This window comes from Streptomyces sp. NPDC059452 (genome assembly GCF_042750035.1).
Lineage (GTDB): Bacteria > Actinomycetota > Actinomycetes > Streptomycetales > Streptomycetaceae > Streptomyces.
Map to the genome: position 1 here is coordinate 43,675 of NZ_JBHYVE010000040.1, position 10,380 is coordinate 54,054.

11 protein-coding genes are annotated in these 10,380 nt (G+C 72.7%); 8 read left to right on the forward strand and 3 right to left on the reverse strand.

Annotated elements, in window-relative coordinates; translation table 11 throughout:
* Positions 1-82: 82 nt before the first annotated feature.
* On the forward strand, positions 83-577 hold the full coding sequence (locus tag ACFW9Z_RS33320; RefSeq protein WP_384646815.1) for a MarR family winged helix-turn-helix transcriptional regulator: 495 nt from the start codon (positions 83-85) through the stop codon (positions 575-577).
* Between the two features lie 77 nt (positions 578-654).
* Positions 655-1,119, forward strand: coding sequence for a hypothetical protein (locus ACFW9Z_RS33325; protein ID WP_384646817.1), 465 nt, complete (start codon positions 655-657; stop codon positions 1,117-1,119).
* Positions 1,120-1,203: 84 nt separating this feature from the next.
* Here the strand turns inward: ACFW9Z_RS33325 and ACFW9Z_RS33330 are convergent, their stop codons facing one another.
* Entirely contained in the window at positions 1,204-1,509 is a 306-nt protein-coding gene (locus ACFW9Z_RS33330; protein ID WP_384646819.1) for a hypothetical protein, read from the reverse strand.
* A gap of 119 nt (positions 1,510-1,628) precedes the next feature.
* Here ACFW9Z_RS33330 and ACFW9Z_RS33335 point away from each other — a divergent pair, with 119 nt between their 5' ends.
* Positions 1,629-1,991, forward strand: a complete 363-nt coding sequence (locus ACFW9Z_RS33335; RefSeq protein WP_384646821.1) for an arsenate reductase family protein — start codon at positions 1,629-1,631, stop codon at positions 1,989-1,991.
* A 19-nt stretch (positions 1,992-2,010) separates the two neighbouring features.
* Here the strand turns inward: ACFW9Z_RS33335 and ACFW9Z_RS33340 are convergent, their stop codons facing one another.
* A complete protein-coding gene (locus ACFW9Z_RS33340; RefSeq protein ID WP_384646823.1) occupies positions 2,011-2,535 on the reverse strand; it encodes a carboxymuconolactone decarboxylase family protein in 525 nt (174 codons plus the stop codon).
* Between the two features lie 47 nt (positions 2,536-2,582).
* On the opposite strand from ACFW9Z_RS33340, the gene ACFW9Z_RS33345 reads away from it, so the two are divergent.
* Complete coding sequence (locus ACFW9Z_RS33345) at positions 2,583-3,992, forward strand: PLP-dependent aminotransferase family protein (RefSeq protein ID WP_384646825.1); 1,410 nt, start codon at positions 2,583-2,585, stop codon at positions 3,990-3,992.
* Positions 3,993-4,078: 86 nt separating this feature from the next.
* Here the strand turns inward: ACFW9Z_RS33345 and ACFW9Z_RS33350 are convergent, their stop codons facing one another.
* Positions 4,079-5,068, reverse strand: coding sequence for a Gfo/Idh/MocA family protein (locus ACFW9Z_RS33350; RefSeq protein ID WP_384646827.1), 990 nt, complete (start codon positions 5,066-5,068; stop codon positions 4,079-4,081).
* 239 nt (positions 5,069-5,307) lie between these two features.
* On the opposite strand from ACFW9Z_RS33350, the gene ACFW9Z_RS33355 reads away from it, so the two are divergent.
* The 4 genes from ACFW9Z_RS33355 to ACFW9Z_RS33370 all read left to right on the forward strand — a co-directional run bounded on the left by ACFW9Z_RS33355 (position 5,308) and on the right by ACFW9Z_RS33370 (position 10,282).
* The gene (locus tag ACFW9Z_RS33355) at positions 5,308-6,846 is read left to right on the forward strand and encodes a hypothetical protein (protein ID WP_384646829.1); all 1,539 of its coding nucleotides are present in this window, start codon (positions 5,308-5,310) and stop codon (positions 6,844-6,846) included.
* Entirely contained in the window at positions 6,843-8,018 is a 1,176-nt protein-coding gene (locus tag ACFW9Z_RS33360) for a hypothetical protein (protein ID WP_384646831.1), read from the forward strand. Before ACFW9Z_RS33355 ends, ACFW9Z_RS33360 begins: the two co-directional genes overlap by 4 nt.
* 107 nt (positions 8,019-8,125) lie before the next feature.
* A complete protein-coding gene (gene glnII, locus ACFW9Z_RS33365; protein WP_384646834.1) occupies positions 8,126-9,160 on the forward strand; it encodes a glutamine synthetase in 1,035 nt (344 codons plus the stop codon).
* 468 nt (positions 9,161-9,628) lie between these two features.
* Positions 9,629-10,282, forward strand: coding sequence for a winged helix-turn-helix domain-containing protein (locus tag ACFW9Z_RS33370; protein ID WP_384646836.1), 654 nt, complete (start codon positions 9,629-9,631; stop codon positions 10,280-10,282).
* Positions 10,283-10,380: the final 98 nt, after the last annotated feature.

Genomic DNA, 10,380 nt, shown 5'->3' on the forward strand with positions numbered 1-10,380 from the left:
GGACCGCCGCCCGGACAGTAGGCTGAACGAGACGGGTTTTATCTCACGAACTAAGTTACTTAGATGCTAAGGGATTCTCTGCGTGGACGGCAAGCCGCGGGCGAAGGCCACCCCGGAACAGGCGCACGCCCAGATGGACCGGCTGATGGCGCTGGGCATCGTGGCCCAGCACGACATCGCGGGCCGACTCGGGCTCAACATCACCGACCTGACCTGCCTGGGCTTCGTCCTGGAGGCCCAGGGCGCCGGGACGGCCGCCACCGCGGGTGAGCTCGCCCAGCGCGCCAACCTCACCACCGGCGCCATCACCGGTGTCATCACCCGCCTGGAGCGGGCCGGATACGCCCGCCGGCAGAGCGACCCCGCCGACCGCAGACGGGTCAGGGTGGTTGCCGACGAGACCGCCGCCGCCCGGCTCTTCGAGGTGTACGGGCCCAACTACCAGCGGTTCGCCGCCCTGTTCGCCGACTACGGCCCCGATGAGATCGCCGTACTCTCCGACTGGTTCGGCCGCGCCACCGAGATCATGCGGACATCGCTGGACGAGGTGCGCGAAGGCGGTACGGACGGCCGGTAGCGGCCGCGCGGAGGTCTGCTACTCCGGCCGGGGGCACCCGGGTGGCGGAGGGCACGGGTGCGTCGGAGCCTGTGAGGATGAGTGAACAGTCCCCGTACGGGGCTTCGAACGGCGGCTGGGCAGGCCGTCCCCCCGCCGCGCCTCCGAAGAAGCGACGCAAATGGCCCTGGGTTCTGCTCGTGGTGGTCCTCCTCCTGATCGGCGGCTGCGTTGGCGTGGTCGCCCTGCTCGCCAAGGGCGTGTCGGACGAGAGCGAACGGACGGTCCGGATCCGGTACGAGGTGACGGGCACGGCCGAGGGCGTGGCCATCTCGTACTCCACCTGGCGGGACGGCGACATGTCGACGAACCAGGAGACGGCACGGAGCCTGCCGTGGACCAAGGAGGTCACGACGAAGGGGTTCATCAAGGGAGGTTCGCTGAGCGTCACCCTCGGCCAGTCCGGCGGGAAAGCCGCCTGTTCGGTGACGGTGGACGACAACGCACCGCGCAGGGCCACGGCATCGGGAACGTTCGCCACAGCCACGTGCAGCGGCTTCTGACGTCGTCTGACGTCGTCAGCGCGGGTGTGCCCGTGCCCCGGCCGGTCAGACCGGGGGCACGGAGTCGTCGGTGGGCGGGTGGGGTCAGCGGCCGTATCGGATCAGGGCGCGGACCATGCGGCAGGTCGTGTCGGACGGCGGGTGCATGCCCAGGCGCTCGGCGGTGGTCCGTATCCGGTGGTTCCCGGCGCTGGCAGGCTGGTAGACCCCGCTGTCGAGCAGGGCGATCGCCAGGCGCATGGCCTTGAGGCGGCGGTTGTGCGAGACGTACCACTCGCGGGGGCGGCCCGCGGGCAGTCGCTTCTTCGCCGGCGGGGCGGGAAGCGGCGGGTGGAAGGGCATCGGGAGCTGTCGGTCGAGCGGCTCGGTCGTGACTGCGGCAACGGCCATCGGCATCCTCCTGGCAGGGTGGTGGAGCCCTCATGAACTGCCTCCATTTTACTGCCCCCCACTGACAATCGCCCCTGGCCAGAGGCGTTTTCGGCGGTCCCTCCCGTAACCTTGGCCCCATGGAGATCTGGATCAATCCGGCCTGTTCCAAGTGCCGTAGTGCGGTGAGCCTGCTGGACGCCGAAGGGGCCGACTACACCGTCCGGCGCTACCTGGAGGACGTGCCGTCGCCCGAGGAGATCCGGGCCGTCCTGGACCGGCTCGGCCTGGAGCCGTGGGACATCACGCGGACGCAGGAGGCGGTGGCCAAGGAGCTGGGGCTCAAGGAGTGGCCGCGCGAGGCCGGTTCGCGGGAGCGGTGGATCGCCGCCCTGTCCGAGCACCCCAAGCTGATCCAGCGGCCGATCATCACCGCCGAGGACGGAAGCGCCGTGGTGGGCCGGAGCGAGGAAGCCGTACGGGACGCCTTGGGGCGCCGGTAGCCATCAGAGGACGGGGCCCTCAGCGTTCGTCCGTGCCCGCGTGCTTCGCCGTGGCGAGGGCGATCCGGTTCCAGGTGTTGGCGGTGAGGATCAGGGCCAGCAGCCGGGCCAGCTCCGGCTCGTCGAAGTGGGCCGCCGCCCGGTCGTGAACCGCGTCCGGGACCCCGGCGTCCGCGATCCGGGTGACCGCGTCGGTCAGGGCGAGGGCGGCCTGTTCCTTCTCCGTGAAGAGGTGGGGCGCCTCCCGCCACACCGCGACCATCTGCAGCCGCTCCTCGCTCTCCCCCGCCCTGCGCGCGTCCGTCGTGTGCGTGTGGAGGCAGTACGCGCAGTGGTTCAGGTGCGAGGAGCGGATCTGGACCAGCTCGGCCAGGGCCGGGTCCAGCCCCTCGCGGGCCGCCGCGTCCAGGCCGATCACGGCCCGGAAGGCCTTCGGGGCGGCCTTGGCGAAATCGAGCCGAGCGGTACCGGAGCCCGTCTTGAGCCGGACGGTGGTGGCGGGGGCGGTCGCGCGGTCGTTCGACTTGATCTCCGTCGTCGTCATGGGTACGAATCTAGGAGGACAGGCGACCGGTTACGGGGTGCACTCTGATGGCGGATTCATGGGTCAATTCAGCGGAGATCCTGGGCAGTGATCTGCCGCTGGAGCTCTCCGCGACGGGCAACCGCCGGGCCGTCCTGATGACCGCCCTCCGCGAGGCCGTCCGCAGCGGGCGGCTCACCCCCGGCACCCGGCTGCCGCCCTACCGCTCGCTCGCCGCCGACCTCGGGCTGGCCCGCAACACCGTGGCCGATGCCTACGCGGAGCTGGTCGCCGAAGGGTGGCTCGCCGCCCGTCAGGGTTCGGGCACCCGGGTCGCCGAGCGGGCCGCGCCCATCACCCCCGCCCACCGCCCCCGCACCCCCGAACGCCCCTCCCGCCCGGTCCACGACCTGGTCCAGGGGCAGCCGGACCCCGCCGCCTTCCCCCGGACCGCCTGGCTGGCCTCCGCGCGCCGGGCGCTCGCCGCCGCCCCCAACGACGCCTTCGGGCCCGGTGATCCGCACGGGCGGCCCGAGCTGCGGCAGGCGCTCGCCGGGTATCTGGCCCGGGTGCGCGGGGTGCGGACCTCGCCCGAGCGCATCGTGCTCTGTTCGGGGGCCGCGCACGGGCTGCGGCTGCTGGCGGGAGCGGTGGGCGGTCCCTGGGCGGCGGAGGCGTACGGGCTGCCGTTCCACCGGGGGCTGCTCGCCTCGTACGGGGTCGGCACCCGGCCGGTGGGCGTGGACGAGGACGGCGCCCGGGTCGGCGAACTGACCCGCCGGGACCGGGCGGTACTGCTCACCCCCGCCCACCAGTTCCCGACCGGCGGGCCCCTGCACCCCGCGCGGCGGGCGGCGGTGGTCGACTGGGCGCGCTCCACGGGCGGGCTCGTCGTGGAGGACGACTACGACGGGGAGTTCCGCTACGACCGGCAGCCGGTGGGGGCCGTGCAGGGGCTCGATCCCGAACATGTGGTGCTGCTGGGCTCGGTGAGCAAGAGCCTCTCCCCCACCCTGCGGATCGGCTGGATGGTGCTGCCCGAGCGGCTGGTGGCGCCCGTCGTCGCGGCGAAGGGCGAGCGCGAGCAGTTCTCCAGCGCCACCGAGCAGCTGACGCTGGCGGACTTCGTCGACTCGGGCGCGTACGACCGGCATGTACGCCGGATGCGGCAGCGCCACCGGAGGCGCCGGGACCAGTTGGTGGCGGCCCTGGAGCACCGCGCGCCGCACGTCCGGGTCACCGGGATCGCGGCGGGGCTGCACGCGGTGGTGGAGCTGCCACCGGGCACCGAGCGCTCGGTGGTACGGGCCGCGGCCTGGCAAGGGCTCGCGGTGGAGGGTCTTGCGGACTACCGGCACCCGGGGGTGGAGCCGCCCGGGGGCGAGCGGGACGGGCTCGTCGTGGGGTACGCGACCCCCTCCGAACACGCCTACCCCGAGGCGCTGGAGGCCCTGTGCCGGGCCCTGCCTCCGGGGTGAGCGGGTCGCCTCCGCCCGGCCGTGACCCGTACGGGCCCTGCCTCCGGGTGAGCCGGGCCGCCTGGCCGTGACCCGCCCCAGGCTGATCAGCCCGCCCGGACCCGCCCCCTCACCCGGGTGAGGCCCCCGTGCTGACCGGCCTGGGTCTCCGCCTCCGCCAGCAGTTCCGTCAGGCGGAGGCCGAAGCGGGCGTCGCAGGTGTGCGGCACCCCCGTGCGTACCGCTTCGGCCAGCGCGTCCACCGCTCCCCGGAACGCCGTCTCCGCGCCGTCCCAGCCCGGGATCGCGGCCGTCCCGTGCGCGCCCCGCAGCTCGATGTCCATGCCCGCCGCGGCGGGCGGGGCGCTCAGGCCGAGGGTCACCGTGCTGGACGCGCCGGAGCTGTGGCGCAGGATCAGGTGAGTGGTGTCGGCGGGGCCGCGCGCGGCGGTCAGCTCCGTGACCTCGCCGAGCACCGGGATCAGCACCGAGAGCGCGTGCGGGCCCACATCCCACAGGCCGCCCTTCTCCCGCCGCCACGGCGAGTCCGCGTACTCGCTGGCCGAACCCTCGGCGTAGAGCGAGCCCAGCCACTGGGCGCGGGCGGTGAACCAGCCGCCCACCGCCGCCTGTTCGGCGATCCACGCGGCGGTCTCGGGTGCGAAGCGGAGTGTGCAGAAGACCACCGACGCCACCTCCGCCTTCGCCGCCGCCTCCGCCACCGCGCGGGCCCCCTCGACCGTCGTCGCGACCGGCTTGTCCATCAGGATGTGGCAGCCCGCCTCCGCCGCCCGGACCGCGAGCGGGGCCTGGATGTCCGGCGGCAGCGCGAAGGCCACGGCGTCGCTCGCCTCCAGGAGCGCGTCGATGCCCGCCTCCCCCGTGTACGCCCGGGTCCCGTGGGCTGCGGCGAGCACGTCCGCAGCCTCGGCACGGCGGCCCCACACCCCACTCAGCTCGACGCCGGGGTGGGCGGCGAGCGCGGGGGCCTGGGTGTTGCGCGCCCAGGGGCCGGTGCCCAGGAGGCCGATGCGCAGGGGGGTGGTTGTGGGGGTGGCGGTAGGGGTGGGGGTGGTGCTGCCCGCGGGTGTGGTCATGGGGGCCAGTGTGCCTGGTGGGGTGGGCGTGGAGAGGGGGTGCACCCGGTGCACCCGAAGTGCCGATACCGCGCCGTGCCGCCCGAATCAAGTGGCGGAGAACCGGGTCGCCCGGATACGTTTCCTGAGCCGGCCGCGGGACTTCGGCTGCGACTTCCGAGACTTGCCTGCTGAAGCGATGATTTCGTTGTTCGCGCCTCCATTCCCCGGCCGGCATCTGCGTCCACCGGGGGAAGACCATGAGCACGCCCGAAAACCTTGCCGATCTCGGCACCGATCTCGCCTCTGAAGTCGCCGCCGAAGACGTCCTGCTCTTCGTGAATGCGGCGATCACCGCGACCGGGCAGCGCGAGTTCCGTTCGGGTGCCGTCGGGCAGCAGCTGTCACTGGACTTCCTGCATGCGTACGTACGGATCAATTACCGCCGCGTGTACGCCGCTTCCCTGGCCCTCGACATCAACGACCACAACGCCGCCCGCATCGTGCTCGGGCTGCTGGAGACGGCGGGCGAGGCGAGCGCGGAGGAGCGGCGCGCCGAGGGGCGGCTGATCGCCGCACGGCTGGCGGTGCTGCCGCCGCAGCGTGTCTACCGTCTTTTCCGCGAGGTGCGGCGGGCCGGGATCAACAACCGGCGCACCCGGGCAATCCTGCGCGACTGGCTGGCGGCCCGGCCGGATCTGGGGCACGACGCGGTGAAGTACCGGGGTGGGGTGAAGTCGGCCGCCCGTCATGTTCATCTGCGCTGCGCCGAAGGGCCGGCGCACATGTACGAGGTCGGGGAGTTCCTGTTCCGGCCGGGGAAGCTGCCGCGCTACGAGCACCCGTTGCTGGACGCCTGGCGGCGCGCCCACTACGAGCAGGGGGCCGTGGCCGAGCTGCCGTTCAGCGTCGCGGAGGGGTTCGCCGCCCGGCACGGGATGAAGCGTGCCGTCTTCCTGGAGCGGGCGGCGCCCCGGATGACCCGGCTGGAGCGGCTGCGCACCCAGGAGCAGCGGGTGGCGGGCGACCGACGGCCCACCGTGGACATCGATCTGACCGGGATGCCGCTGACCCGGCTGGCGCTGTACGTGCTCGCGCTCCCCTTCGAGCAGCGCGCCGCCCGCCGCGCCGAGCTGACCGGTGCCCTGCGCACCGCCGCCCGCCGGGCCGCCGGCGGGCATGCCGGGAGCTGGGGCCGGGTGCACGCGGTGCTGGACGACAGCTTCTCCTCGTCCGGGTCGGGGCAGAAGCGGCGGCGGCCGCTCGCCGTGGCCCTGGCCTGCCACTACCTGCTGGAGGCGCTCGCGGCGCCGGGCGCGTACCGGGCGCTGTGGACCTCGGGCCGGAGCGATGCCCTGCTCGTACGTCCATGGGGGCCGACCCCGCTCGGGATGCGGATCCTGGACGCGCTGGAGCCGGGACCGGACAGTGCGGTGCCGGACCGGCTGGTGATCGTCTCGGACGGCTGGGACAACGCCCCGGCGGGGCTCGCGGGCGAGGTGCTGCGAGTGTGGCGCAAGCGGCTGGACCCGGGGCGGCGGACGGCCGTGGTGCACGTCAACCCCGTATACGACGCCGCCGGTTTCGATGTGCGGCGGCTCGCGGCGGGGGTTCCGACGGCCGGGATCCGGGACGCGGAGGATCTGCCCGCGCTGGTGGAGATCGCCCGGTTCGCGGAGGGCCGGACCGGACCGGCGGAGCTGTACGCGTATCTGGACCGGCGGGTGGCGCGGTTCGTCGGAGCGGGAGAGACCGGCCGGGCAGAAGAGCGAGAGGAAGAGGAAGAGGAGGCATCGTGAACCGGCTGGAGCTGACCGGGCTCACCACCCGGCCCGCGCAGGTGTGGGGCGGCGTCCGGCTCGTCCCGCTGGTGCGTGAGGCGCCGGTGGAGGGGCTCCGGCTGCACCGGGAGGTGTACGACGGGCTCGGCGCGGGGATCGTCGAGCTCGACCACCGTACGCAGTACATCTCGTACATCCCCCACGGGCTGGTCGCCGACTGGTCGGGCGGCGGCGAAGGACCCGAAGTGCCGGGCGCGGGCGGGCAGTCGGCCGCGTACGGGACTCAGCTCGGCGGCACTCGGGACGTGCCGCACACCGCCCGGCTGCCCAGGCTCGCCCACCACCGCCTGGCCAAGCGGCGCCCCGGCAACCGGCTGCGGTTCCTGCCGCTCCACCTCGCCCTGGAGGGGTACCTCGCCCTGCACTTCGGCGGCCCCTCGACCGCCTGGGAGGAGTGGTCGCGCGGGGCGCTGCGCGGCGGGCTGTCGCCGCGCGCGGAGGACACGTACCTCGGCTGGTCGGTGCGCGGGCTCGGGGACGCGCTGCGGGTCTTCGAGATCCACCCGGACCAGTGCGGGGTGATGGTGTACGTCTCCGACGCGCTCGCCGCCGCGTTCGTGGTGCCGCACCCGGAGGACTACCGGCTGCTGCACGCCTCGCTGGTGGAGGACCTGTACGGGGAGCTGGTGCACCAGTACGGGCTGTACGGAGCGCCCGTCCCGGAGTTCGGGGCGCGTATCCGGGACGGGGAGCACATCCGTACGCTCGCCGATCTGCGGGCGGCGGCGCGGGGGCAGGAGCGGGCGTGGGCACAGGCGCACGACGGGCTGTTCGCGCGGGAGCTGCTGGATTCCTCGTACGGGTTCGACCGGGTGTACCGGATGGGGTCGTTCACCCTGTGGCGGTTCCTGCCGCCGTTCGTCCGGGACGGGAGCGGGCAGCACATCGGGGAGACGATCACCGACCACAAGGGGCAGGTCGCCTACCTGAAGACGTTCCGGCTCTCCGATGCCCAGATCCGGCGCGGCTACCTCCTGCACACCCTCGCGGGCGCGGACTGGGAGCTGTCCCGGGCGGCCGGGGCGCTGGGGGTGAGCCGGGAGGAGCTGGTGCGGCGGATCCGGGCCGCCGGGTTCTCGGAGCTCCTCAAGGGCAACGTGGGACGAGCCCCTACAAGGCTCCCTTTTTAACGCAGGAATCCTCGGTAACACGGGGTTCACACTCGGGCAACGGACGGGAAATCGCACCTTGCCAAGCTGCGCGCCATAGACCGCTGCACCCGCAAAGGATGGCGTCCGTGACGTTCAAGGCTGAGTACATCTGGATAGACGGCACCGAGCCGACCGCCAAGCTTCGCTCCAAGACGAAGATCATGGACGGCACGCCGTCGCAGGACGTGGCGGATCTCCCCATCTGGGGATTCGACGGTTCCAGCACCAACCAGGCGGAGGGCCGCGCCTCCGACCGGGTGCTGAAGCCCGTCTTCACCTGTCCGGACCCGATCCGGGGCGGTGACGACGTCCTCGTCCTGTGCGAGGTCTTCAACATCGACATGACGCCGCACGAGTCCAACACCCGGGCCGTGCTGCGTCCGGTCGCCGAGCAGTTCGCGGGCCAGGCCCCGATCTTCGGCATCGAGCAGGAGTACACCTTCTTCGACGGCCACCGGCCGCTCGGCTTCCCCGAGGGCGGCTTCCCGGCCGCACAGGGCGGCTACTACTGCGGGGTCGGCGCGGACGAGATCTTCGGCCGCGAGATCGTGGAGAAGCACCTCGACAACTGCCTGGCCGCCGGGCTCGGGATCTCCGGCATCAACGCCGAGGTCATGCCCGGCCAGTGGGAGTTCCAGGTGGGCCCGCTCTCCCCGCTGGAGGTCTCCGACCAGCTGTGGGTGGCCCGCTGGCTGCTCTACCGCACCGCCGAGGACTTCAACGTCTCCGCGACGCTGGACCCGAAGCCGGTCAAGGGCGACTGGAACGGTGCGGGCGCGCACACCAACTTCTCCACCAAGGCGATGCGCGAGGGGTACGACGCGATCATCACCGCGTGCGAGTCGCTGGGTGAGGGTTCCAAGCCGCTGGACCACGTGAAGAACTACGGCGCGGGCATCGACGACCGGCTGACCGGTCTGCACGAGACCGCCCCGTGGAACGAGTACAGCTACGGCGTCTCCAACCGCGGCGCCTCGGTCCGTATCCCCTGGCAGGTCGAGCAGGACCAAAAGGGGTACATCGAGGACCGCCGTCCCAACGCCAACGTCGACCCGTACGTCGTCACGCGGCTGATCGTCGACACGTGCTGCACCGCGCTGGAGAAGGCCGACCAGGTCTGATCCCGCAGCCGTACACGCAGGGAGGGGCCCGCCGGATCACCGGCGGCCCCTCCCTGTTCTTCTCCGCTCGTTCGAGAAGTTCCGTTCGAGAGGTTCCGTTTGAGAGGTTCCGTTCGAGGCGTTCCGTTCGAGGTGGCTCGAACAAGGCGTGGTGAAAGAAAGGTGAGCGCGATAAAGCGCAGCGTGAGGAAGGTAACGTCAAGACGCCGTATCGACGGGTGAGAGGAGTCTGATGCACAGCCGCAATGTCTGCTTCAATGGAGCCATGGCCAGCTTCCAGTACATCGCGTCGGGTCGCAGCGACCTTGAGCCGTTCTGGCCTTCCCGTCAGCACCATGATTTCGACCGGGTGTGTTGCCGCGCGTGGAACGCGCAGGCCCTCTAAAGCCGCTCACCCCGGCCTTCGGTCCGCGCGCACGACGTAAGTCCGTCCCTCGACGACTCCTCGCGCGAAAGAGCTGACCCTCCATGGCGAACACCCGTACTTTCTCCGCCGCTTCCGCTGCCACCGCAGCCTCCCCGGCGCCCGCTGCGGCCACCCCCACCGCCCGCTCCCTCTCCCCCAACCGCCACCGACTGCGCGCCGTCGACCGTGACGAGGTCGCCCGGCTCTCCGACGTGGCCGACTTCCTGCCGCCGGGCGCGACCTGGCTGCCCGCTCCCCAGCACACGCTTCCCGCCCTGCCCGGCCAGCCGCCGATGATCGGTTACCTGGTGCTCGTGCCGGCCGACCAGCAGCCCGCGCTCGCCGGTGCGGTCGCCGCCTCCCAGCACGCCCGGCAGGGCCGTGCGCCCTTCCCCCAGCCGGTGGCGGACGAGCCGGCCGCGGAGGCGCCGTCGCCCGGCCCGGTCCGGATCGACTCGACCCGGCGCACGGCCTCCGTCGACGGGGTCACCCTCGACCTCACGTACCTGGAGTTCGAGCTGCTGGCCCACCTGGTGGCGCACCCCCACCGGGTGCACACCCGCGACCAGTTGGTGACGACGGTGTGGGGTTACGGGCACGTGGGCGACGGGCGCACCGTCGATGTCCACGTGGCCCGGCTGCGCCGCAAGCTCGGTGCGGAGCACCGCCGTTCGATCCAGACGGTCCGCCGGGTGGGGTACAAGTACACGCCCTGACCGGCCTCTTGCGCATCCGGCGGCCCCGGACCACGGTCTTCTGCCCGTGGGGGCGGGGCCGCGCCGGGTGAACCCCGCCCCCCCGGCGGGGGGGGGCC